Origin of the sequence: Methylomonas stagni, assembly GCF_050154735.1 — a bacterium.
Taxonomy (GTDB): domain Bacteria; phylum Pseudomonadota; class Gammaproteobacteria; order Methylococcales; family Methylomonadaceae; genus Methylomonas; species Methylomonas koyamae_A.
The window spans coordinates 2,262,116-2,285,975 of record NZ_CP189557.1 but is presented as its reverse complement, the minus strand read 5'-3'; the positions used below and the strand labels follow the sequence as shown (position 1 = coordinate 2,285,975).

Annotated in this window: 24 protein-coding genes and 1 pseudogene; 13 read left to right on the top strand and 12 right to left on the bottom strand. The window is 55.8% G+C overall.

Translation table 11 applies throughout. The features are described 5' to 3' along the window. Window positions 1-30: 30 nt before the first annotated feature. The 3 genes from ACP4CD_RS10705 to fdhF form a co-directional block, all read right to left on the bottom strand. Entirely contained in the window at window positions 31-990 is a 960-nt protein-coding gene (locus ACP4CD_RS10705; protein WP_426994534.1) for an LLM class flavin-dependent oxidoreductase, read from the bottom strand. 10 nt (window positions 991-1,000) lie between these two features. After that, window positions 1,001-1,624, bottom strand: a complete 624-nt coding sequence (locus ACP4CD_RS10700) for a hypothetical protein (RefSeq protein ID WP_426994533.1) — start codon at window positions 1,622-1,624, stop codon at window positions 1,001-1,003. 66 nt (window positions 1,625-1,690) lie between these two features. Then, window positions 1,691-4,558: a formate dehydrogenase subunit alpha gene (gene fdhF, locus ACP4CD_RS10695; RefSeq protein WP_426994532.1), complete on the bottom strand. Its 2,868-nt coding sequence runs from the start codon at window positions 4,556-4,558 to the stop codon at window positions 1,691-1,693. A gap of 539 nt (window positions 4,559-5,097) precedes the next feature. Here fdhF and ACP4CD_RS10690 point away from each other — a divergent pair. Next, on the top strand, window positions 5,098-5,361 hold the full coding sequence (locus tag ACP4CD_RS10690; protein WP_064026665.1) for a formate dehydrogenase subunit delta: 264 nt from the start codon (window positions 5,098-5,100) through the stop codon (window positions 5,359-5,361). A gap of 325 nt (window positions 5,362-5,686) precedes the next feature. Beyond that, a complete protein-coding gene (locus ACP4CD_RS10685; RefSeq protein ID WP_071158547.1) occupies window positions 5,687-6,532 on the top strand; it encodes an acid phosphatase in 846 nt (281 codons plus the stop codon). Window positions 6,533-6,574: 42 nt separating this feature from the next. Here the strand turns inward: ACP4CD_RS10685 and ACP4CD_RS10680 are convergent, their stop codons facing one another. Continuing rightward, entirely contained in the window at window positions 6,575-7,975 is a 1,401-nt protein-coding gene (locus tag ACP4CD_RS10680; RefSeq protein ID WP_426994531.1) for a cytochrome P450, read from the bottom strand. A 292-nt stretch (window positions 7,976-8,267) separates the two neighbouring features. Here ACP4CD_RS10680 and ACP4CD_RS10675 point away from each other — a divergent pair, with 292 nt between their 5' ends. After that, window positions 8,268-8,675 (top strand): DUF2750 domain-containing protein, encoded by a 408-nt coding sequence (locus tag ACP4CD_RS10675; protein WP_064026659.1) that lies wholly within the window; start codon window positions 8,268-8,270, stop codon window positions 8,673-8,675. Between the two features lie 82 nt (window positions 8,676-8,757). Here the strand turns inward: ACP4CD_RS10675 and ACP4CD_RS10670 are convergent, their stop codons facing one another. Then, window positions 8,758-9,618: a carbon-nitrogen hydrolase family protein gene (locus tag ACP4CD_RS10670; protein WP_426994530.1), complete on the bottom strand. Its 861-nt coding sequence runs from the start codon at window positions 9,616-9,618 to the stop codon at window positions 8,758-8,760. After that, window positions 9,611-10,213, bottom strand: coding sequence for a GNAT family N-acetyltransferase (locus ACP4CD_RS10665; RefSeq protein WP_426994529.1), 603 nt, complete (start codon window positions 10,211-10,213; stop codon window positions 9,611-9,613). The genes ACP4CD_RS10670 and ACP4CD_RS10665 overlap by 8 nt, the downstream gene beginning before the upstream one ends. 297 nt (window positions 10,214-10,510) lie before the next feature. Between ACP4CD_RS10665 and ACP4CD_RS10660 the strand changes: the two genes are divergently transcribed. Beyond that, a complete protein-coding gene (locus tag ACP4CD_RS10660; protein WP_426994528.1) occupies window positions 10,511-10,753 on the top strand; it encodes a hypothetical protein in 243 nt (80 codons plus the stop codon). Window positions 10,754-11,265: 512 nt separating this feature from the next. Here ACP4CD_RS10660 and ACP4CD_RS10655 read toward each other — a convergent pair. Next, complete coding sequence (locus ACP4CD_RS10655; RefSeq protein ID WP_071158557.1) at window positions 11,266-11,700, bottom strand: putative toxin-antitoxin system toxin component, PIN family; 435 nt, start codon at window positions 11,698-11,700, stop codon at window positions 11,266-11,268. Further along, window positions 11,697-11,945 carry an AbrB/MazE/SpoVT family DNA-binding domain-containing protein gene (locus ACP4CD_RS10650; RefSeq protein ID WP_064027234.1) on the bottom strand — a complete coding sequence of 83 codons (249 nt, stop codon included), beginning with the start codon at window positions 11,943-11,945 and terminating at the stop codon, window positions 11,697-11,699. Before ACP4CD_RS10650 ends, ACP4CD_RS10655 begins: the two co-directional genes overlap by 4 nt. A gap of 1,552 nt (window positions 11,946-13,497) precedes the next feature. On the opposite strand from ACP4CD_RS10650, the gene ACP4CD_RS10645 reads away from it, so the two are divergent. The 5 genes and pseudogenes from ACP4CD_RS10645 (at window position 13,498) to ACP4CD_RS10625 (ending at window position 17,313) form a co-directional block, all read left to right on the top strand. Next, window positions 13,498-14,718 (top strand): TIR domain-containing protein, encoded by a 1,221-nt coding sequence (locus tag ACP4CD_RS10645; protein ID WP_426994527.1) that lies wholly within the window; start codon window positions 13,498-13,500, stop codon window positions 14,716-14,718. 104 nt (window positions 14,719-14,822) lie between these two features. Beyond that, window positions 14,823-15,746 (top strand): annotated as a pseudogene (locus ACP4CD_RS10640) (hypothetical protein). A 126-nt stretch (window positions 15,747-15,872) separates the two neighbouring features. After that, a complete protein-coding gene (locus ACP4CD_RS10635) occupies window positions 15,873-16,439 on the top strand; it encodes a hypothetical protein (protein ID WP_426994526.1) in 567 nt (188 codons plus the stop codon). 114 nt (window positions 16,440-16,553) lie between these two features. Continuing rightward, entirely contained in the window at window positions 16,554-16,817 is a 264-nt protein-coding gene (locus tag ACP4CD_RS10630; protein ID WP_426994525.1) for a hypothetical protein, read from the top strand. A 91-nt stretch (window positions 16,818-16,908) separates the two neighbouring features. Beyond that, window positions 16,909-17,313 (top strand): hypothetical protein, encoded by a 405-nt coding sequence (locus ACP4CD_RS10625; protein WP_426994524.1) that lies wholly within the window; start codon window positions 16,909-16,911, stop codon window positions 17,311-17,313. A gap of 322 nt (window positions 17,314-17,635) precedes the next feature. Here the strand turns inward: ACP4CD_RS10625 and ACP4CD_RS10620 are convergent, their stop codons facing one another. From ACP4CD_RS10620 to ACP4CD_RS10605, 4 genes are all read right to left on the bottom strand, one after another. Then, window positions 17,636-18,247: an REP-associated tyrosine transposase gene (locus ACP4CD_RS10620; RefSeq protein ID WP_426994523.1), complete on the bottom strand. Its 612-nt coding sequence runs from the start codon at window positions 18,245-18,247 to the stop codon at window positions 17,636-17,638. A 502-nt stretch (window positions 18,248-18,749) separates the two neighbouring features. Beyond that, window positions 18,750-19,025 (bottom strand): RnfH family protein, encoded by a 276-nt coding sequence (locus tag ACP4CD_RS10615; RefSeq protein WP_426994522.1) that lies wholly within the window; start codon window positions 19,023-19,025, stop codon window positions 18,750-18,752. Then, a complete protein-coding gene (locus ACP4CD_RS10610) occupies window positions 19,018-19,452 on the bottom strand; it encodes a type II toxin-antitoxin system RatA family toxin (protein WP_082885402.1) in 435 nt (144 codons plus the stop codon). The genes ACP4CD_RS10615 and ACP4CD_RS10610 overlap by 8 nt, the downstream gene beginning before the upstream one ends. Further along, window positions 19,452-20,810 carry a sodium-dependent transporter gene (locus tag ACP4CD_RS10605; RefSeq protein ID WP_426994521.1) on the bottom strand — a complete coding sequence of 453 codons (1,359 nt, stop codon included), beginning with the start codon at window positions 20,808-20,810 and terminating at the stop codon, window positions 19,452-19,454. The genes ACP4CD_RS10610 and ACP4CD_RS10605 overlap by 1 nt, the downstream gene beginning before the upstream one ends. An 83-nt stretch (window positions 20,811-20,893) precedes the next feature. Here ACP4CD_RS10605 and smpB point away from each other — a divergent pair, with 83 nt between their 5' ends. From smpB to ACP4CD_RS10585, 4 genes are read left to right on the top strand one after another with little or no spacing between them, the layout of a single operon-like run. After that, window positions 20,894-21,388, top strand: a complete 495-nt coding sequence (gene smpB, locus ACP4CD_RS10600) for an SsrA-binding protein SmpB (protein WP_426994669.1) — start codon at window positions 20,894-20,896, stop codon at window positions 21,386-21,388. Between the two features lie 3 nt (window positions 21,389-21,391). Continuing rightward, window positions 21,392-21,967 carry an isochorismatase family protein gene (locus ACP4CD_RS10595; protein WP_426994520.1) on the top strand — a complete coding sequence of 192 codons (576 nt, stop codon included), beginning with the start codon at window positions 21,392-21,394 and terminating at the stop codon, window positions 21,965-21,967. Between the two features lie 35 nt (window positions 21,968-22,002). Then, a complete protein-coding gene (locus ACP4CD_RS10590) occupies window positions 22,003-23,025 on the top strand; it encodes an FAD:protein FMN transferase (protein WP_426994519.1) in 1,023 nt (340 codons plus the stop codon). Between the two features lie 54 nt (window positions 23,026-23,079). After that, window positions 23,080-23,766, top strand: a complete 687-nt coding sequence (locus ACP4CD_RS10585) for a DUF2231 domain-containing protein (RefSeq protein WP_426994518.1) — start codon at window positions 23,080-23,082, stop codon at window positions 23,764-23,766. Window positions 23,767-23,860: the final 94 nt, after the last annotated feature.

Sequence of the window (23,860 nt, the reverse complement as noted above, 5' to 3'; positions counted from 1 at the left end):
CGAGCGGATTGTAGGAAGCGGGTTTCAAGATCAAGGTATGCGGACCCAGCGCATGGTGCAGTGCCCGGATTTTATCCAGACATTCCGCGACGTCGCCGACGATGGCGTTCGCCAGGATGCGTGCCTCGGCAAACGCTTCGGCTTCGACGCCGAACGGCAGTTCCGCCGATCCGCTTTGCGCGGCGCGTTGGATTGCCGCGCCCATGTTGCGGGCGAAATCGCGGACGAAGGGCAAGGCGGCGTCGATCGCCGCGCGCCGATGTTCGGCGCAAAAAAGTAACGCGACAATACGAAGGGCGGCGCCGTTTGCGCGGCGCGAGCCCGGTAGCTCGCCAACGCGGTATGTAGCTTTTCGACCGGCGCGGCCGACGCACCCATCAGTCCGTAACCGCGCGTGGCGGCCAGCGCGATACTTTCCGGAGACAGGGCGGCCAGCCAGATTGGAATTCGGGATTGCCTTGGGCGAGGGTAGATCGACACTTGTTGGTAGCGGTAATAACGACCGTCGAAATCGACGTTTTCTTCGGTCAGCAATTTCTCCAGCAAAAGCGCGCCCTCCAACAAGCGCTCGCGGCTCGTCGCCTGATCGACGCCGAAATGTTGAAATTGCAGCGGAAACGGTCCGCCGCGTGCGACGCCTAACAGCAAGCGGCCGCCGGAGAGGGCGTCGACGGTGGCGGCGTCTTCGGCAACTTGCAAAATATCGCGTATCGGCAGCAGTACCGCCGCGCTGCCGAGCCGGATCGTCGTGGTGGCGGCCGCCAGATAGCTCAAAAGCGGAAAGATCGCCGCGCTGACGCTGAACGGGTTGAAATGGTGTTCGGTGATCCAGGCTTCGGCAAATCCCAGGCGTTCGGCATGTTGGACCGTCAGCATGCTTTCCCGCAGGGCTTCGGCACAAGAACCGCCGCCCGGATTCTCGAAATTGGCGAACAGGCCGAAGCGCATGGCTTGTTGATCGGCGGACGTCGAAAGCGGTTCGGTGTTCACGGCCAATCCCTTAGACGGCGACGGCCGCGACCCGTCGTTGCAAAGCCAGAGCGTCGGCCAATTCGGTGGCCGCGCCGGCCAGAGGGATGCGGCGCGGTGCCGCGCGCATCGTGCGCCGGTTGATCACGCGTATCGACAACGATTCCACCCAATTCCAGTATTCCTCTCTAACCTCGTCCGGAAAACCGACGTCGTCGAAGGCCGACAACAGTTGCGCCAGCCAAATCTCGCGGGCCAGTTCGTCTATCGTAAACGGAAAATGCCGGGAGCGCATGCAGGTATGACCGTGGTTGGCGGTAAACAAGGCCGGACCGCCGGTCGCTTCGACGATGAAATCGGCGGTTTTTTCGACGCCGGCCGCGAAGCGCGCGGGATCTTTCGGAAACAAATGTCCGATCGGCGTATTCAACAAGCGTTGGTGATGGCGGCGGACCAACGCTCTGAGCAGGCTTGCGCCGGCCACTTCGAAAACCCGCCGGGACGGAAACGGCACGGCCGGAAACTCCAGGCCGGTGGAAGCCGGCTTCCAGTGCACCTCGTCACCGACCTCCATCGGGCCGGAGGCGGCATGGCAATCGGCGTTCGACTCGCCGGCGGGTGCCGGCGACTTTGAATCAAAGTCGGATGCGGTCATGGTCTGTCTCCTGGGTAAGTGGGTGCGCCGACGCTTAGCGCTGGCGAACGCCGGTCTTCGCACGGTTTAGCCGTCGGCCGACGCTTTGGGGCGTTTCAAGAAGTTTTCCTGCGCGGTTCGAAATTGCAGATAGCGTTGCTGCCATTCAGAAGGCAACGCGACTTTAACGACCTGCACCGCGGTGACCTTGAATTCCGGGCAGTTAGTGGCCCAGTCGGAGTTGTCGGTGGTGATGACGTTGGCGCCGGAAAACGGGTGGTGGAAAGTGGTGTAGACCACGCCGGGCTGCACCCGGCTCGAGACTTTGGCGTGCAATACCGTTTCGCCGGCCCGGCTTTGGATGCCGACCCAATCGCCGTCGACGATGCCGCGTTCCTCGGCGTCGTGCGGATGGATTTCCAGGATGTCTTCCGGATGCCATGCGGTATTCTTGGTGCGCCGGGTTTGGGCGCCGACGTTGTACTGCGACAGAATCCGACCGGTGGTCAAAATCAGCGGGAAGCGGCGGGTGACTTTTTCGTCGGTGGCGACGTATTCGGTGGTCATGAAGCGGCCCTTGCCGCGCACGAAACCGTCGATGTGCATCGTCGGCGTACCGTCGGGGGCACTGTCGTTGCAGGGCCACTGAATGCTGCCCATTTGTTCCAATTTTTGGTAGCTGACGCCGTTGAAAGTCGGCGTCAGCGCGGCGATCTCGTCCATGATTTGCGACGGATGATCGTAGTGCATCGGGTAGCCCATCGCGTTAGCCAGCATCATCGTCGCTTCCCAATCGCCGTATCCGCCCAGCGGCGCCTTGACCTTGCGTACCCTGGAAATCCGCCGTTCGGCATTGGTGAAGGTGCCGTCCTTTTCCAGGAACGACGCGCCGGGCAACAGCACGTGGGCGAATTTGGCGGTCTCGTTCAGGAACAAGTCCTGCACGACGATGCATTCCATCGCCCGCAGTGCGGCTTCGACGTGTTGGGTGTTCGGGTCGGATTGGGCGATGTCTTCGCCCTGGCAATATAGACCCTTGAAGGTGCCGTCGAACGCGGCTTCGAACATGTTCGGAATGCGCAGGCCGGGTTCGTTTTGCAGTTCCACGCCCCAGGCTTGTTCGAACGTGGCGCGCGCCGCGTCGTTGGAGACGTGGCGGTAGCCGGGCAATTCGTGCGGGAAGGCGCCCATGTCGCAGGAACCTTGCACGTTGTTTTGGCCGCGCAACGGATTCACGCCGACGCCGGGCCGGCCGATGTTGCCGGTCGCCATCGCCAGGTTGGCGATGGCGATGACCATCGTCGAACCCTGGCTGTGTTCGGTCACGCCCAAACCATAATAAATCGCGCCGTTGCCGCCGCCGGCGAACAAGCGCGCGGCGAGGCGTACCTGTTCGGCGGGCACGCCGGTAATCGCCGCCGTTTCTTCCGGCGAGTGGCGCGGGTCCAGAATGAAGTCCTTCCATTTGGCGAATTCCTGGCTGTCGCAACGCTGGTCGATAAAAGCTTCGTCGTACAAACCTTCGCCGACAACAACGTGCGCCAGTGCATTCGCCATCGCCACGTTGGTGCCGGGGCGCAGTTTGAGATGGAAATCCGCCTTGATGTGGGCGGAGTCGACCAGATTGATTTCGCGCGGATCGACGACAACCAGTTTGGCACCTTGGCGCAGGCGGCGCTTCAATTGCGAGCCGAACACCGGATGGCCGTCGGTCGGGTTGACGCCGATCAGCATCACCACGTCGGCATCCATCACCGAATCGAAGCTCTGGGTGCCGGCCGAGGTACCGAAGGTCGCGCTCAAGCCATAACCGGTCGGCGAATGGCACACTCGCGCGCAAGTGTCGACGTTGTTATTGCCGAACGCTGCCCGCACCAGTTTCTGTACCAGATAATCCTCTTCGTTGGTACAGCGGGACGATACCAGGCCGCCAATCGCGTTTTTGCCGTATTTGGCCTGGATGGCTTTGAATTTTTCCGCCGCAAACTGAATGGCCTGTTCCCAACTGGCTTCCCGCCACGGATCAGTGATTTTCTCGCGAATCATCGGCTTGGTCAGCCGGTCGGGATGATTGGCGTAACCCCAGGCGAAGCGGCCCTTGACGCAGGCGTGGCCGTGGTTGGCGTGGCCGTTCTTATTCGGAAACAGGTTGACGACCTGGTCGCCCTTGACCTCGGCGACCAGCGAACAGCCGACGCCGCAATAAGCGCAAGTCGTGACGATGTGATCGTCGGTCTGGCCGTGTTCGATCAGCGTCTTTTCCATCAAGGTCGCGGTCGGGCAGGACAATACGCAGGCGCCGCAGGATACGCATTCCGAATCCAGAAACGGTTGATTCTGTCCCGCCGATACCCGCGATTCGAAACCGCGTCCGTCTATCGTCAATGCAAATGTGCCCTGGATTTGTTCGCAGGCACGCACGCAACGGTTGCAGACGATGCATTTGGACGGGTCGTAACTGAAATAGGGGTTGGATTCGTCCTTGGTCAGCGATAAATGGTTGTGGCCTTCGTAGCCGTAACGTACTTCGCGCAAGCCGACCCGGCCGGCCATGGTTTGCAATTCGCAGTGGCCGTTGGCCGGACATATCAGGCAATCCAGCGGGTGGTCGGAAATATACAGTTCCATCACACCGCGCCGAATGTTGGCGAGTTGCGGCGTTTGAGTCTTGATCACCATGCCGGCTTCGGCCGGCGTGGTGCAAGATGCCGGATAGCCGCGCCGGCCTTCGACCTGCACCAGGCAGAGGCGGCAGGAGCCGAACGGTTCCAGGCTTTCGGTCGCGCATAACTTGGGAATTTCGATACCGGCCATCGCGGCGGCGCGCAATAGAGAGGTGCCTTGCGGCACGTTGATTTTGACCAGATCGATTTCCAGTTCCACCAGCGTGTCCGAGATTTTTGCCGGCGTGCCGAAATCGCCGCCGCAGCCGCAATTGCCGCATTGATGCGTCATCGAGTGTTCTCCAAAGCGTTTTCCGGACTGAGGTCCGGGTTATGTAGATCGAAATAGGTCGTTGCCCGCCGGATTCGAAACGAGCGAGACCGGCTGGGTGGGTGCTTATCCATAGAGCGAGGTGGGATGTGCTTATGGATATATCGTTTAGTATATATCGTATGATCGCGCGCATCTACGAATGGGCAGTTTTACTCGCAAATCGATCCGCTGAGCGCGGCTGCCGAGATTCACGCGGCGCCGATTAGTCCATGGAGGTGGATGGATTCTATAAAAATATATAAAAAATAATTATTTACTGTTGATTGTTTCCTGTTGTGAGCCTGTTTTTAGCCGACGATTTGTTGAAAGCTCGGACAGAAGTCTGTCGGGTTTCGGTCATTTTTTACTCGTTGCGAATAGTAAATTTCCTAAATGTAATGGCTGCATCCCAATGTATTCTCTGGTTCGGTTGGTCTGAGTATGCGTATAATCGCCTAACGATATATCTTAATTGATATAAAGACTTGTAGTCGCACACGCCGGGAGGATAGAAAACCATGCAACATCGCATCTACGAACGGTTGATTTCGGCGCCGGCGCCGACGAAAACGCTGGAGCAACTACTCAACAATCTGAACGACGTGGGCCGGTTTTACGAAGCCTATCCGGAAGAAGAGGCCGTTCAGGGATTGGTGTCGCACATGAGGGAGTTCATGGCGCCCAGTTTGCGCCGCCAAGTCGTCGCGCATCTGAGTCATGGTGGCGTCGGGATGAAAACGATCGTGCGCACGGCGGTCAGACGACTGAAGGAATTGACTTGATGCATGTGACGTACGTTTTCGATGTGAGCCCCTGCTAATCAACCGCGCGCGATCGGGTTGGCAAACTGCGACATCGATAGCGGGCAAAGCACGCAGCCGGATCGCCGACTCGAACGCCGCGAGTCGGGTTTACCCTGTCGTTTGGAAAGCGGTTCCAGGGCCAGCCTTGCTTCAAGACATCGCGTCGCGAAGCGCCCCGCCGTTAAGGTTACCGTTCGAGAGCCGACGATTTTGCCGAACAGGGAATTGTCTTCTATGCTGCATGCGGAGCAATCAGTCGTTGCATTCTTCATCAGCCCACCACTCGGTGACCGGGAGTCAGTCCATGCGGAACAGAACTTATCAAATTTGGGGACGGCTGTTTGCCGTTTTGTGCTTAAGCGGCGCGTTGCAGGATGTGTTGGCGGATGCCGGCGCGACGCCGATTCCGCCGGAAATCGGCGGCAATAGAGACCGTGGCTATTTGCCGACCAACGCGATCCCGGACAGCTTGGGTTTGTTGCCGCTACCGCCGGCGGACGGGTCGGCGAGTTTTGCGTTGGATTTGATCTACGCCCAGAAAAGCTTTGCGTTGCGCAATACGCCTGCCTGGGCGTTGGCGATACAGGATGCCGACCTGAGTTTCCCGAATGCCGCGAGCGCCTATGCCTGCGCGCTGGGCGTGCCGGTGGACGAGCAACATACCCCCCATTTGGTGAAGCTGTTGAAGAAGGTCAAGCAGGACGCGGGCGCGGCCACCGGCGCGGCAAAGGATAGATACAAACGTCCTCGGCCGTTCATGGTCAACGACGCCCGGTTTTGCACGCCGGACGATCGTGCCCGTCTGGAGGCCGGCGGTTCCTATCCGTCCGGACACAATGCCATCGGCATGGCTTGGGGCTTGATTTTGGCCGAACTGGTTCCCGCGCGGGCCGATGCGATTCTAGCCCGCGCCCAGGCTTTCGGATTAAGTCGGGTGGTCTGTAACGTACATTGGTATAGCGATACTGTATGGGGACGCTACCTGGGCGCGTATACGGTCGCTAAGCTCCATGCCGACCGTCATTTTCAGGACGATTTGAGTCAGGCGAAAGACGAATTGGACGATTTGAGCGAGGAGGCCGTGGCGCCGAACCGCGATTGCGTCGCGGAACGGGCCGGCATCGAAGCGCAGAAGCCGTTGACTCAGTAAGATTCGGACGACTTGGTTTGCGGCTCCCAGATCGGCCAATCCTTACCGTGCTGAGTTTGGATTTCGCTGCCCGGCCGGTGGCGAATCGGCCGACACTCGCCCCACCACAGGGCCGTCCGGTTTCAGCGTTACGCTAAAGGCTTCCTTGAGGGTAATGTCGGTTTCGAAGCGGAATGCCCGAAAGAAGCTGGCGATGATCAGCAACATTTCCAGTTCGGCGAAATGCTTGCCGATGCAATTGTGCAGGCCGCCGCCGAACGGAAAGAACGCAAATTTGTGGCGTTGCGCAACGCTATCGTCCAGAAATCGGTTCGGGTCGAATTCGTCGGGGCGAGGCCATAGGCGCGGATTGTGGTGGGTGGCGTGCATCGTCAACAGGAGGATGGTGTCCTTGGCGATGGCGTAGTCGCCAAGCTCGATGTCCGCCAGCGCCTGCGTGGTCAGCGCCGAGGTGGGCGGATACAGGCGCAGGGTTTCGTTTAAGGCCGCCTTGGTGTAGCTCAGTTGGGCCAGATGGCCGGCCTGGAGCGGTTCGTTCGGCAAGCTGGCGATTTCGGCGGCGATTTTTTCGCGCACCGCCGGATGCTTGCCGGTCAGATAAAAAAACCATAACAGCGTGTTGATCGTGGTTTCCTGGCCGGCAAAAAACAGCGTGACCGATTCGTCGCGCAGCAAGTCGTTCGGCATCGTATAGCCGGTGCTTCGGTCCTGGGCTTGCAGCAACAGTGAAATCAGGTCTTGTCCTGGATTCGCGCGTTTTTGTTCGATTTCGGCGTAGAGAAAGGTTTTCAGATACTCAACCGCCGCGCGGTAGTTCTTGCTTCGTAGCGGTATCCAGCGCTTCAGCCGCTGGCCGAAGATCAGATGTACGCCCAGTTGCAGCGGCAATTCCCGGCTGAGTACGTCGATGACGTTGATCAGTTGCGCGCCGTTGCTGAGCTGGTCCACCGATTTGCCGAGCAGGACTTGCAGAAAGATGCGCTGAATCAGACCGCGGAGCTCGGCGCTTAAATCAACGTCGCCGCCCGCCGCGAGCTTCACGCGTTCGGCGGTAGCGGCCGCTTCGGCGACGATCAGTTGTTCCCACGTTTTGACGGCATCCTTGGTGAACATCGGCTGCATCAGGCGGCGTTGCTTGCTCCAGACCTCGGATTCGCTGTTAATCAGGCCGTTGCCGAACAGCGCTTGCTTGGCGTCGTACATGAAGTCGCGGTTCAGCAAGCCCTTGCCTTCCAGATTAAAAATTTGCTCGATGTATTCCGGTGCGCGGACGAACAGTATCTTCTTCTTGAAGACCGTTCCCAGCGCCAAATCGCCGTATTTGGCGTGTATGCCGGCCATCGTCGTTAGCGGTTGGACGATTATGCGCAGCATCGAAACGATCATCGAATGTTCGGGTAGGGCGGGTTTGCTGGCGGGATTGGCGATTGTCGAGTTGTCCATCAGTTTTCGTCTATTCGGTTAAGTGCCGACATTATCGACCGATTGGGCCGAAACGGTATAGTCGGGCAGTCTTCGAGTCGCGGCGCGATGTGGGCGCTTTTAACAGGTTGGCAAAGCGGTCTTTCGGTCGGATGAAGGAATGTCGGGTTTGCGACAAATGTGGGTGAGCCTGTCCGACGACGCATTGGCCGAGCAACTCGTTGGCTGGGGAAAATCCGCCGCCGACGACGCGCGCCGGGTATGGTGCGATTTTTGCTGAACTGTAGTCAAATTCATCAGCATAGGCCTCGACATGCGCTACGATCCCCATCCCGAAGAAATCGCCGCCGTTCCGGATATGAGTGACGAAGAACGATTGGAATATTTTCTGTATCGAATCTTCGAGACCGACGAAGTCTGGGGGCTGAAGGAGGGGCCGCAGCCTTTGATTCGGGAGCTCGATGGCCGGAATACGCTGCCGGTTTGGCCTTACAAGCGCTACGCGGCCGATGCCGTCGCCGGTGAATGGGCGCATCTGGCGCCGGGTGTGGAATCGGTCGATTTCTTTACCTATCAGACCTTGAACAAGCTGGCGCGCGAGGAAGTCACGGTGGAAATCATGCCCAGACCGGGAGCGGCCGGGTGTTTGATTACGCCGCAACGCCTGTTCGGCATGCTGGAAAATATGATGGAGTCTAGGGATTACACGGTCGGGGATTAACGCAGTCGCGGGTTCTCGTTGGACGGGTTTCTAAAGACGGTTGGCCGAGCCTTAAGGCCAACCGTACGGGACTTGTCGGCCATTACCGGCAATCGAACTGCTTGGGCCAGTCGCGGTAGTTAAACACTTGGCCTTCCCGGCGCACGGTTTCGACGGCGGCTAGATCCAGGTCGGCGTAAACCCATTGGGCTTGGTTGTACTCGCCGATCGCCAGAATGCCGTTGTTCGGAAAGCCGCGATCCACCGGCGTGTAAATGGCTGCCGCGCCGCGATTGACATCGACCGCTTCGGACCAGGCGGCGTCGCCGACCAGCGAGGATTGCACGACGTAGCATTGGTTTTCCAGCGCGCGGGCCTGGCAGCCGATCCGTACCCGATAATAACCGGCTTCGGTGTCGGTGCAACTGGGCACCAAGATCAACGTGGCGCCGCGTTCGGCTTGTTGGCGGGCGTAGTGGGGAAATTCACTGTCGTAGCAGATGTTGATCGCGATCTTGCCGAATACGGTGTCGAACACTTTGATGTCCAGACCGCGCGAGATATGCCATTGCTCGTTCTCGAAACGGGTCATGGTCAGCTTTTCCTGATAGTCCACGTCGCCCTGCGGCGTGAAGAAATAGGCGTGATTGCGGAATTCGCCGTTTTCGTGTTTGACAGGAAACGTGCCGGCCTGGATATACACCCGGTGCTCGGCGGCCAGGGTTTTGAACAAATCCAGGTATGGCGGCAGCAGGGTTTGCAATGCATCCAGTTGGCCGTTCAAGGACGAATAAACATCCTTCGGAAACAAGGATGCCAGTTCCATGCACGCGTATTCGGGGAACAGCAGGATGTCGGCTTTGTTGTCGGCCGCGTCTTGTACCCAGCGGCGGGCTTTGGCTGCGAAGTTTTCCCAGGTTTCCAGGAAACTGATGTCGTATTGGGCGCTGGCGATTTTAGGCACGGTCTTCTCTCAACCAAAAAGTCATCGGTTTGGGGGTTTCGGTCTCGTCGTCGAGATCTTTCCAGGTATAGGTGGTTTTCAGTTCCGGATGCTTGAAATAACCGCGTTTGTTCCAGAAGGCGTCCAGCGGCACATAGTCGGCCGGCCGGCGCGGATGATCGGCCGGGCGCTCGACGCAACAGAACGTGATGTGCCTGAAGCCGCCCAAATCGGCGGCATGGGCTTCGCGTTGCTCGAAAAATTTCACGCCGATGCCCAGGCCGCGATAGGCCGTGTTCAGCACCGATTCGCCGCAGTAAAACACCTGCTCCGGATCGTAACGGTGGTCCACGAACGGCTTTTTGACTTCGGCGGTTTCGTATTTCAACGGGATCGCGGTCGAGGCGCCGATGATGGCGTCGCCGTCGAAGGCCAGCACGATCACGCTGTCCGGGCAGTCGATATAGGTTTGCAGGTATTTTTTCTCGTACTCGTAATCGCCGTCGTACAAGTAGGGGAAGTCGCGGAACACCTCGATGCGCAGCCGCGCCAGTTCGGGAATGTATTGAATCAAGGCCGCGCCGCTCAGGCGCTGAATGCGGATGTCTTTGCTCATGCTGGTTGCGGATGAATGGATAAACAAAATATCGGCCGCCGGCAGGACGGTCGGGGCCGATATTGTATTGCAGGCACGCTGCGATTGCCTATCGGGAACGCTTGGCGCGACCGGGTTGTTTGACGTAAACAAGTTTTTCGATGACGAAAGGTACGCAAGTCGCGGCCTGCCATCGACAGTCCCGCGCTTGACGTGGGGTAACCGGGAATTCGGCCTTGCTGGCCGGGTTGACCAGGCTTTTAAGCAATCCCGCCTAAAAGCCGTTGATTGAAGACTAACCAAACTGGAGGAGTATTTATGGCAAAAGACTTGAACGAATTGCGCGCGGTATTGAACAAGATGGAAGAGATCGTTAACAGCATGACCGAAATGGACGCGGAAATATTGGATTTTGTCGATGCGAATTATCCCGATGCGCTGAACGAACAAAAGCTGATACAAACCTTCAAAACCGTCGGTGACGCCGAAGACGAATTGCAAAGACAGATCGGTTTGCTGCGCAAGCATCTGGCCGCCGGTATTCCGGATTTGAATGCCTAAGTCCGAAAAAACGGCAGGTCATTTAACTCAAGCAGTCAAGGGATCATGAAACCGCAGGCATCGCTCCGGCAAATGAAAGTCAGTGGCGTAGGTGCGGCTTTAGCCGCGATTGACAGCGTTCCGACACCGGATTGGGTGGCGGCCGTCCGGTAACTTTCATAGGAGGGTGTCGTAAAAGTCGAAACAGAACCCCCTCCTCGCGGGAGAGGGCAGGGTGAGGGGGATAAAATCAATGCCTTACCGTGAATTTCCCCTCACCCCAACCCCTCTCCCGCCAGGAGAGGGGCTTTTACGACCCCCTCATAGTAAGGATTCCCAACGAATTTTGGGAATTCGATATTCGAAGCTACCGGGTTGAGATGCGCGGATTGACCATCCGGTAGCCATCGGGTTTGCGGTTGGGCACGGCTTTATACCTGCAATTCGTCGATGCCATTGGCTCGAAATGCTCGGCAAGTGCGGCGATCAATAGTTGCATCGGTTCCGTAGTTTGACGACGATGTTATTGGTCGTCATGCGTTAAGGCTTGGCAAGAATTGTTCCGCCGTCAGAATCGGGCAGATAAAGGGCTCGGAAATCGTCAATAACTCCTGGTCGCCAGTTATCAGAGCATCGGCTTGCCCGGCTATGGCGAGCTGCAGGAAAGGCAGATCAAACGCATCGCGGCATTCGGGTGTAACGGGTGGCGGTTCAGGGATGACGATGGTTTGGCAATACGGCAAATAATCGGCCAGCAGTTCCTGTTGGTCAGAGGTACTGAGTTTAAATTTGGGATAATTTAGTACTCGGATCAATTCCGCTACGGTGATTTTGGACAGCAAGGGAAGAATCTGCTGGCTTTTCCAGGCTTGGCGCAAGGGTGTCAAACGGCTTTGGGCAAATACCAAGGCAGACAGCACCAGATTGGTGTCGATGACCACACGCGGCGCATGGGTTGTGCTGCTCATTTATCGTGGGTGGATGTTGCATCGGCAGCCTGTCTTGCCCAAACCACCGCATCGTTAATATCTTGTTCCTGGAGATTTAACTCAGCTAATTTTGCGCGCACCGCATCGCCGCGCTGAATACGCACTGGGGTCAGGATGATCTGGCCGTTGCGGGTTTCCACGTCAAAGTATTCCTCGGCGCCGACGGCAGCGGTAATGCTTTTGGGGAGTGTGAGTTGGTTTTTTGAGGTCATTTTGGCAAGCATGGCAACGTCCGAGCTATAAAGTAAGGATTCCTTACTTTATGCTTTTGACTAACAAATTTCAAGCCGCGGCCGCACCGGTTTGTCGGAGCGGATCGTCGAAGGTTTACAGTACTTGCCGAAACGGCCGTAACCGCCGTCGAAATAGTCCTTTTCCAAACGATATCTGCTGCTGCGACACAGCGGGTCACAAACCCCGAATGGCCGAGTCCGGATATTCAACCCGGCACTTCGCAACCCGTTCGAAGACTTGGCAAAGCCGTCCGCTTGGCGCCCGTGCCACCGACCCGGCAAATTGCCGACCGGCGTGCTCTCCGAAGAGCATACGCCGAATCCCGTCGTCACGATGGCGATCCGCGCGATAACCCGTTAGCAAATCACGATCGATATGCCGGTTTAACCATACGCCATACGTTTTTCTGTTCGGAGCGTTGCGCACAAGGTTTTTAGTGTTGAGGGAATCACTATTTGCGTTGCGCGCAAGACTTTTAGCGTTGCCCGCAAGGCTCGGAGCCTTACGTTGATTGCTCGGAGAGTTGCGAGCAAGTCTTTTAGTGTCGCGAGAGTCGCTTTTTGCCTTGCGCGCAAGGCTTTTAGCGTTGCCCGCAAGGCTCCGAGCCTTGCGTTGATTGCTCGGAGAGTTGCGCGCAAGGCTTTTAGTGTTGCGAGAATTGCTTTTTGCCTTGCGCTCAGGGTTTTTAGCGTTGCCCGCAAGGCTCGGAGCCTTACGTTGATTGCTCGGAGAGTTGCGCGCAAGGCTTTTAGTGTTGCGAGAATTGCTTTTTGCCTTGCGCTCAGGGTTTTTAGCGTTGCCCGCAAGGCTTGGAGTCTCGCGTTAATTGCTCGGAGAGTTGCGTACAAGTCATTTAGCGCTGCGAAAGTTTCTTTTGCCTTGCGCGCAAGGCTTTTAGCGTTGCCCGCAAGGCTCGGAGTCTGGCGTTAATTGCTCGGAGCGTTGCGTACAAGTCTTTCAGTGCTGCGGGAATGTCCCTTTTGAGCGAAAATCAAGGCTAGGAATATCACGAATCGGCCAATTGCTGACGGCACTATAAATTTTTGATCGTTCGGTAACGTGCCTTTAGCAGACGTAGGGTGGGCAAATTTGCCCACCGTTGACCGTTAAATCCGCGTGGGCACTAAATCGTGCCCACCGGGCTGTTTGAGATTGCACGAACGGGGCAGGTCTTGCGTAGCCTCGATGCAGCGTTGGCGGAATCTAGGGTTTCGGCCATCCGTCATCAGACTAACATCGGCAAATTGTAAGGGTGTTGGCCTTCGAATCCTCGATTCCATCGAGGCTACTTGCTAAATCGTGCCCACCGTAGCGGGGTACTTGCTTTTTCAACAGAATCGACCCGAGCGTTGCAGACTGTCGCTCGATCTGATTCAATGGCAGCAGACTGGCCGTTACCGGTCATTATTTCTCCGCCGAATGATATACGGAAAGAAAGAGCATATGCAGATCAACAAATTATCATGTTGACGATCATTTTTCGGTAGATATACAGATCGATTTAATAACTAGTTAACCCGGACAGAGGAAAAAGAAAAGTCCATGTATAGCCTTATCGTTTCTGGTCTCGTAGAAGATGACTTCAGTTTCGCGATCAAAATCGACCGCGGGCGATTTCTGGAATACACAAGCACGTCCATCCGAGATCAGCTGGAGAACTTATCCGCCGAGGCAATTGATTTCCTGAAATCTTGGCCGTGCCTACTGATGCAGGAGGGGCGTGGAGAAGAGGTCGTACATCTTGCTAGGATAATGAATATCGAGGGTGATAATGGAAGGATAGGCCTAGTACTAGCTCCAGTAACCACGGAAACGTCCTTGGTTAACGATGATGTCTGGAAGCTTAGGCAGGAGCTTGATATTGGGGAATTTGAATTCAATAGAAATCATTGGGCTGTTAAGGAACGCAGCCTACTATCGATTCTCCGCAATGAGGGATACCTGACCGCAGAATCCGAAGCATGGAAATTCGGAAACTGCCCGTTACCGGCTCCGGCCCGAAGGGAACTACTGCGGAGTCGTGATGTAATTGCAGAATGGAGTAATACCGAAATCGATGACTTTTTGCTTGAGGCAGGGGTTGGCGGTTTAGAAGCTGGTCGTGGTGTCGGGAGTCGTCGGGCCAGAGCAAACGCAATTATCGAATTTTCTTTTGGTAATCCTCAAGCAACGACTGCTGAGAACTCACTGTTTTCTGCTTTCATCGTTCGGTCCGCCGCGCATAGAACAAATGACGAAGAAGTTAGCTCTGATGACGTTGTAAGCGAGCGCAATGGAAAAGCGCTTGAGCCAGAGCGAATCGGAAAACCGATGAGCGATCGCGAGCCAAATCGAGTGTTTGTGGTCCACGGACAAAATGAAGCAGCTCGGGTAGCCGTAGTCGAGGAACTTCGTGGCTTGGGTCTTGACGCGATAGTTCTTCACGAACAACCGAACATGGGACGCCATTTACTCACGAAGTTTATCGAGGAAGCCGAACTTGTTACGTTTGCAGTTGTGCTAATGACTGATGATGACATCGGAGGAAATAGGGAAGGACCTCAGGCGCCTCGAGCACGTCAAAACGTTGTCTTGGAACTAGGCTACTTCCTCGCCCACCTCGGCCAACCAAGAGTCTGTGCTTTAATCACTCCGGGGTTGGAGACGCCGTCTGACTTTGATGGCATTGTCTACATCCGAATGGATGAACGCGGGACGTGGAAATCTGAGCTAACGCGCGAATTACGCGCCGCTGGAATGCCCGTTTCCGAGGAAAATAGTTGAAGGGCTAGGGCTAACCATGCGTTCAATCCGACCAACCTCCGCTGCGCTCCGGCTGGCGGTTTAACGCAACGTTATGCATAAAATCTAGAGACAGAGAACCTAACTTGTCACTGCTTCATCAAATTCAAGAATCCGTCGTTCAAGAAGGAGCGGACTTAGGCTCTGTCCTCTTGAAGCTACGCCTGTTGGCATCGCGCCTTGGAAGTAACGTTTTGGAAGAGTGGGTAAAACATGAATCCGAAGGATACCCAAAAGACGCGGAGGTTCCGTCATATCGAATTGTAGGAATTAGCTACAAAGGCACGTTCTCAGGCCCGTTTGGATCAGGCATTAACAATGCCCAAATTCCTGGCTATCTAGTCGAAAAGCACGCTGGAGAAGGATGGATTAAATATGAAGTACGAGAAAGTATTGCTGCAGTGGGCGAACTGTTAAAAATGAGCGCTGAAAAGGGGGCTTTAGGAATCGATGCATCAAACTTAATTCTCTTATTGTAAGGAAAGGTATATGAAAATTACGCATGTAACGATATAACTGCCTCAATATCTCGCACAGCTATTGCAGAGATTCAACAATCAGTTCGTTCTAGAATCCTTGAACTCACCTTAGAATTGGAAAAGTCCATTCCAGCCGCTTCTCTTGTGACATTTGGAGCAGCCTCCAAGAACACCGAAACAAATCATGAAAGAGTACAGCAAATCTCGCAACAAATAATCTATGGCAACGTTACGACAGCTGTTGCTAGTGGTGGGCATTCAAGTATTTCAGTCGAGGTTGGCTTGCGTGACGCTGACTCCTTGATTGAACATCTTGTTAAATCAGGGATACCACGAGAAGATGCAACTGAGCTTGCTGACATAGTTCAGTCAGAGGAGCCGACTAGCGCAGAAGAGCCTTTTGGTCAAAACGCCAAAAATTGGTTGGTGTCCAACCTAAAAAAAGCGGTCGAAGGCTCATGGAATATTGGAATCTCAGTTGCCACAAAAGTGCTAACTGAAGCAGCGCTCAAATACTATGGGCTCAAATAAGAAGCATAACCAGCGGGTAAACTTGACCGGCAAAAGCTCGTCGCTACACTTTCGCCGTCAAGTTACCCTTATCGTTGGGCGTCATAGCTTATGCTTCGCCTCATCGCCATCGCTGTAGTCTGCACAATGCTGTTGATCCCCATCGCGGGGTACTCCAGCAACATCATCACCAATGGCCCGCTCCTTATTGCTGTCTCCTGCGGCCTTGCCTACGTCGTCATTCCTGTCTTTCTCCTTTGTCTCTGGCCCGCGCAAAAGGCTAAGCAATCGAAGTCAATGCAAGATGCCCTCTACGATGGAGACCTTCTCACCGTTGAACACGAAGTGCAGGACGTCGTGCAAATTGAAGAAATTGAAGACGAAGGCTTGCACTTTCTTCTTGCGATCGAGACTGGCGACACGCTGTCTCTGTCGGGCCAGTACCTCTATGGGCCTGTTGAGCGCAACGAATTTCCGTCCCGGCGAGTTCGATTGTTCACCAACAAGACCACTGGGCTCCTGTATGGCATAGAGCCGATCGGTGAGCGAATCCCACACTGGGCCCTCTATGATTCATTTACGGACGAAGCGCCTAACTCTGACCTCACGATTGAAGACGGAAAGCTGTATTCCCAGCCCATCGCTGAAATCGTTTCCCAGTGTCGGTGGCAGTTGGCAACTCAACCCACTCCGCATGATGGGTCGGCCAAATGACGCCCAACTCCTCGGTCAACCGGACCGCCGAGAAGCTGCGCTTCTCGGTGCCCTCCGCCCTTCGGGCTCCGGCAGCAGGTTACCTTAGACGTTATGTTTTACCAGAGTAAGTGCATGAGAGATGCAGTTTCAATTGAGTGGGTTGATCGTGAAACATTTGCTTACATCGCAGGCAATGAAAAGGTGCTAGTCTGGGTAGATTATGAGCCTGGCTTCTTCTCTCGAGGCCGTATCATTCACAAAGATTCAATAAAATCATGGGTCTCAGGGGTCGGCACTGAACTTCGTCCTGTATCAGAACCCGAAAAGGCATTAGTTATTTCGGCCATCATTGAGAGCCTTCGCTTAAAGAAACGTCCATGTCGTGTAGAAAAATAGCCAGCAAGTTGAAGATGTTTTCAAGACATAACCGTGCGCTCAAGTGTGACGGTCGCTATCGCGCCCGCCCCTTAGCTCCACGTTAGCAGTCATGACACTTGACCTCAGCACATCTCAAGAACTTCAACTGCGCCTTGATCCAGTTGCGTCCGAGGATAGATTTCCTTCTGTTGCGTTCGATGTCGAAGCCAAATTCATTATGCCATTTCAGCAGACCACCATCTCCATCAAAGAGTGTTGGTTTTCGCATGCTGACCTCAATAGGTTTGAGGAAGAGCTTGGCAATCTGTGCCGGGAAGAAACGGGTACCGCCGTTCTTCTCAATATGAGCGGGGTTCCAATTGTTGCCGTGGAACGATGTAATGAAGAAATCACAACCCGAGTTCAAGCCACTGACACCGTAGGTATCGGGAAGGTTGTTCTTGAGGTCACCGGGTATCCCAGCGAAGTACCGGTCATGCTAGAGAAAGTTCGGGAGTATCCCAAGTGGTGGTGATCCGACTGCTAACCCATCAATCCACCGGACGCTGCGCGATGAAGCCGCGCAACGCCGGTGATTTCAAACATGTGTGTCGGGCGTGGCACGTTACTATGTCGGTGAAAGTCCGGCAGCCAGGTTTTCGTAGAGCCGAAGGCTAGGGAAACGGCAAGGGCGTTGTCGCGAGGCAGGGTCTGGAAGAAGCCGAATCCAAAGCTGCGGGGCGATGAACAAGAACCGGATATGAGGCGTGATACATCCGGGGCGAGCACGTGACCGCGAAGCCCTCGGCTTTGGCATCCTGCGTCGCCCTACCTCCTGCATCCCTGCAGTCGTCCATCTACGACTGGGATGTATTTTGTAAATCCGGCGTTCGCGTAGCCCGTAGGATGCGCCAACCAACGGGCGGCGCATCTTTCGAGTTATTCAAGCCTTCAATATCCAAGGGCATAACGCTACCCCAGTTTTCGGGATAAATTCCTTGCTTGACGTAATTTTGAAAACTCGAATAAGGCCAGTCCTTTACCGAATTTGCCCATTGATGCTTTACCGGATTCCAATGGATGTAATCCATGTGGCGGCTGTAATCTTCTTGATCGCGCAAGCCATGTTCCCAAAATCGCCGCTGCCAAATGCCACGTTCCCTTCGAGATTTTCGACTGGCTGAAACTCGCTCCCCTTTTTCGAGACTTTTGGAAAAGGCTCCTTTCAAAATATTCCAGCGGGTTGAGAAATCGGAATCCCCTTCAGGTAAAGTCCAAATACAATGAATGTGGTTCGGTAAAACAACTACGGCGTCTATTTTGAAAGGATGTCGGCGTTTGGTATAGGCAAATGCCTTGCGCAATAAATCGATATTATCAATCAATAATCGGTTTCCCTTTCGTTGTGCCAAATTTACGGTAAAAAACCATGATGCGCCTGGGATATAGAGCCTACGATAATCCGTCATATTAAATCGATGGTTTGTGTCATTATTATCTCGAACGATGCGCCGCCCGTTGGTTGGCACATCCTACCCGAGTTTCAAATTTAATCACCATTTATCGGCAATTTTAAATGCCAGGTATGTATCGAATAGCTAACATACAACGTTGCATAGTGAATGGCTACTCTGGGGCGTTTTCCGCCGAACGAGGATGAAGCCGGCGAGTGGTGTTCTCGGAAAATCCGAAAGGACAGTGTCGTGAGAAGGGAGTTTGTCCTTACACAGGCAGGGCCCGCGCGATGGTTTTCAGCGGACTCTTGCAAACGACAATTCGCCCGGACTTTCGCGCCGCAACGGTCGGTTTTTAGCTTCGGTCTGCTAGGGTTGAGTCGGCCGATATTTTCCGCCGGCTCCGTTCGGGAATCTCGTCAGTTGTTCCTTGTGGCGGCGAAGGAAATTTAGTCATCACCAAGCCTGTTCGACCGAACTTAATCCCAAAAAGCGCGGATGGGTGGTTTCGCGGGGGTTATTGCTTAGATCGTTGTCGCCGCGCATCCATCGGATTTTGTTTCAGCGGCCGATAAATCTCCACCCGGTCGCCGTCGGTCAAAGTTAAGTTGGGTTTGGCGACGATGCCGAAAATGCCGAACTTTTGAACGGTCAAATCGATTTCCGGATGCCGGGCCAAGATGCCTGATGCCTGGATGGCTTGTTCGGCGGTGGCGTCCGGCGGTAGGGTTAGCGCGATCAGGGTTTGCCGCTCGGGCGTCGCGTAGGCGACTTCGATGCGGATGTCAGCCATACACCGCTTTGGCGCGCTGGGTGAAGGCGCCGACCATGGTGTTGCAGATTTGATTGAAGACCGGGCCGAAGGCCAGGCTGGCGAAGGTGCTGGCGATTTCGAACTCCAAATCCAGCGAAATCTTGCTGGCGTCTTCGCGGAGCGGCATGAAACTCCAAAAGCCTTCCAGCGATTTGAACGGCCCGTCCAGCAGGCTGATTTGAATCTTGCCGCCTTGATCGGATTTGTTGCGGGTCGTGAACGATTTATGGAAACCGGCCTTGGCGATGTCGATTTGGCCTTCGACGATGTTGCCCTCGCGTTTCAGCACCTTGCTGCCGGCGCACCAGGGCAAGAATTTGGGGTAGGACTCGATGTCGTCTACGAGATCGAACATCTGTTTGGCCGAGAATTTGACCAGGGCGCTTTTTTGCACGACGGTGATCATTACAAAACTCCCAGCACGTGCAGGAATACCAGGAATACCGAAGCCGGCGCGACGTAGCGGATCAGAAATTGCCAAGCTTGAAAACCTTGCGGCGGCAGTTCCAGTTCCTGTTCGGCGTGGGCCGGTTTCATTTTCCAGCCGGCGAATACCGCGATCGCCAAACCGCCGAGCGGCAGCATCAGGTTGGCGGTCAAATAATCGAGCAGCTCGAACAGATTCTTGTCGAACCATTTATGTTCCGACCAGATATTAAACGAAAACACCACCGCCACGCCCAGCGCCCAGCAGGCGCCGCCGGCCCACAGACAGGCTTCGCGGCGTTGCAGATCCTTGTTTTCCACCAGCCAGGCCACGGCGGGTTCGATGATCGAAATCGACGAGGTCAGCGCGGCGAAGAACAGCAGCACAAAAAACAACAGCCCGAACAGCCAGCCGCCGCCCATGTGGCCGAAAGCCAGCGGCAGGGTCTGGAAGATCAGGCCGGGGCCGGCGGCGGCTTCCAGGTGATTGGCGAACACCAGCGGAAAGATGGCGATACCGGCCAGTAGCGCGACGATGGTATCGGCGCCGGCGATGTAAAAGGTGGTTTTGGCGATGGATACATGGCCGGGCAGATAGGAACCGTAGACCATGATCGCGCCCATGCCCAGGCTCAGTGTGAAGAAGGCATGGCCCATCGCGGTCAGGATTGCGTCGGCGTCGATTTTACTGAAGTCGGGGTTGAACAAAAATTCGATGCCTTGTTCGTAACCGCCCGAGCTCATCGCATAGGCGACCAGGATCAGCAGCAGGAAAAATAAGGCCGGCATCAGAAATCGCACCGATTTTTCCAGGCCGCCCTGGACGCCGCGCATGACGACTTGCATCGTCGCCAGCATGAATACGGTGTGCCAGAAAATTTGCTGGATCGGGCTGGCCATCAAGTCGTCGAACAGGGCCTTGATGTCGCCGGCGTCCGAGCTAAAAAATTGGCCGGTGAAGGATTTGACGATGTAGGCCATGGACCAGCCGGCGATGACGCTGTAGTAACCCAGGATCAGGAATCCGCCGAGCATGCCCAGCCAGCCCATGTATTGCCAGCGCGGGTCGGCGCCGGCTTCGACGGCCAGACTCTGCATGGTGTTGATCGGGTTTTGCCGGCCGCGCCGGCCCAGCATGATTTCGGCGATCATGATCGGCACGCCGATCGCCGCCACGCAAAACAGGTAAACCATCACAAAGGCGCCGCCGCCGTTTTGGCCGGTGATGTAGGGAAATTTCCAGATGTTGCCCAAACCGACCGCCGACCCGGTGGCCGCCAAAATAAAGGCGAAGCGGGACGACCATGCGCCGTGGATGGATTGGGTTTTGTCGCTCATTGCTGCTGGCCCTGTTATTTAAAGTGTTATTTGATGGGGGTGCGGGTAAAATATCAAAATTACAGTTTACAGTCAGTTTAATCATCGTCGCTAGTCATGGCCGCCAAGAAAAAAAGGACAATAAAGCCACCGATAACACTATCGCCGTCAATCGCCAAGCGACTCACGAGTACACGATAGAGGAGCAGTTCGAAGCCGGTTTGGTCTTGGAAGGCTGGGAAGTCAAGAGCTTGCGCGACGGCCGCATCCAGCTCAAGGAAAGCTATATCGAGATTCGCCGCGGCGAGGCTTGGTTGTGCGGCGCACACATTTCGCCGATGCTGTCGGCGTCCACTCATGTCAATCCGGATGCGGTACGCCGCAAGAAATTGCTGCTGCATGCCCGAGAATTGGCCAAATTGATCGGTTCGGTCGAGCGCAAGGGCTATACCTTGATTCCGCTGTCGATGTACTGGATACGCGGTCGCGCCAAGCTGAAATTGGGTTTGGCCAAGGGCAAGAAATTGCACGACAAGCGCGTCGCCTCCAAGGAAAAGGATTGGCAACGCGAGAAAGCCCGCATCATGAAGCACGCTTAAGCGATGGCGCCCCATCCCGATTTGGCCGATTGCGCCGATAGCGCGCTGGTCGTCGTCGATTTGCAGGGCCGCTTGAGCGCGGCCATGCCGGCCGACGAGGCCGAGAGGGTCGCTAAGGCGACGCTTCGCTTGCTAAAGGCTGCCGATTGTTTGGGCGTGCCGGTGCTGGCGACCGAACAATATCCGCAAGGTCTCGGGCCGACTCAGGCCGAAATCGCCGCTGCTTGGCCTTCCGCGACGTCGGTCTTCGCCAAGACCGGATTTTCCTGTTGCCGGGCTCCCGGTTTCGTCGAGGCGCTGGCCGAGAGCGGCCGCCGACAAGTACTGCTGGTCGGGCAGGAAGCCCACGTCTGCGTCTTGCAATCGGCCTACGACTTATTGCAATTGGGTTACCGGGTGCAGGTGGTCGGCGATGCGGTCTGTTCCAGAAATCCCGAGCATAAAGCATCGGCGCTGCGGCGTTTGCAGTCTCGGCAAGTGATCGTCACCAATCATGAATCGGTCTTGTTCGAATGGTTGGGCGATGCCGCTCATCCGCAATTCAAAGCAGTGTCGGCGCTTTTGCGCGAAAAAATTTAATAATAATCGTCACGGATAAACGAAAAGGGGGATGCATGCGGTACGTGTGGATGGTGGGGCTGCTGGAAGCGTTGATGTTGGTGGGCTGCCAGGAGCCGTTACCACCAATCGAAAAATTGAGCGGCTTCGCGCAAGGCACGACCTATAACATCAGCTATTGGTCGCCCGAGCCGGTCGACTTCAAGCAAGTAGAGGCTGAGGTCAATCAAGCGTTTGCCGACCTGGATAAAGTCTTATCCAATTACCGGCCGGATTCGTCGATAGAACAATTTAACGCCAATCCCTCCACAGAAAGTCAAACGGTCGATCCGCAAGTCGTCACGCTGGTCAAAATCGCACGTACCGTCAGCGAGCTGAGTCACGGCTGTTACGACTTGACCATCAAGCCGCTGTTCGATTTATGGGGTTTTAAGGACGACAAATTGGTCATCCCCGAGGATGCCGCGATTCACGACGCAATGGTTAACGTCGGCATGGACAAGCTTGCGGTGGTCGACGACAACCACATCCGTAAGCATTTGGCGAAGGTCAGGGTAGACTTGTCGTCGATCGCCCAAGGCTATAGCGTCGGCAAAATCAGTCAGGTCATGGAACAATTGGGCGTGGAAAATTATCTGGTGGAAATCGGCGGCGAATTGAAAACCCACGGTCACAAACCGGACGGCAAATCCTGGCGCATCGCGGTGGAAAAGCCGTTGCCGGGCGAGCGCGAGTTGCACAAGGTGGTGACCTTGCCCAAGGACGAGGCGATGGCGGTAATGACCTCCGGCACTTACCGGCACTTTTTCGATGTGAAGGGGCAGCGATACAGCCATATTTTGGACGCTCGCACCGGCCGGCCGGTCAATCATGATCTGGTTGCGGTCAGCGTGTTTCACGCCGACCCGACGATCGCGGATGCCTGGTCCACCGCCTTGTTGTGCTTGGGGCACGAAGAGGGCATGAAAGTAGCCGACGAAGAAAAATTGCAAGCGCTGTTCGTGCGCCAGCAAGGCACCGAATTTACCGAAAGCAAGACTCGGGCATTAACGACATCGGCGCAAATCGCAATCAACTGACGATTCGGGCGGGAAAGCCCGGATCGATATAGGCTCAACGAAAACGGGGGACGTATGTTGGGATGGCAACAGCATTTGACGATGGCGGTGCACGGCGGCGCCGATAGTAGCGGCGGGTTTGCGGGCAGCGTGGCCGGCTGGCTGGCCGCGATTGAGAGTGCGGCGGGGCGATCGCCCGGCGAGAATTTCGCCGATTTGCTGCCTGGCATTGCCGCTATGGAGAACTGGCATCCGTTGCTGGTGCATTTTCCGATTGCGCTGTTGCTCTTGTTCGTCGCGATCGACATCGTGGCCAGTTTGGCGGGCAAGCCGGCTTGGCGCGGCGCGGCGAGCTGGTTCCTGTATGCCGGTACGCTATTCGCGGCGGCGACCGTCGCGGCAGGTCTGATCGCGGCGGCCAATGTCGCGCACGGCGGCAATGTCCATGAAATCATGGAAAAACACGAACACTTGGGAATTTCGGTATTGGTCTTGGCAGCGCTGTTGTCGGTCTGGCGTATCGCGGTTAAAGGGGTGATCGGCGGGCCGGCCAATCAAGTGTTTGGTTTATTGGCCATGCTACTTGCCGGTTTGTTGGTGTTTACCGCCGACTTGGGCGGCTTGATGGTTTATAAGTTCGGCGTTGCGGTGCGGGCCGCCGACCCAATCAACCAAGGCGCCGCCCAGCAGCACCGGCACGAGGGCGGGGCGGAGGACGCGGACGATCATTCCGCCGAAGACCACGGCGGTCATGCCCATTGACGGTACGTAGGCAAGAACGCGGGTTAGGGGCTAAGCGGCCCCGGCCTTTTTTGATTTCGCCTAGCCCGACTCGGCGGGCAGTTGTGTTATCCTA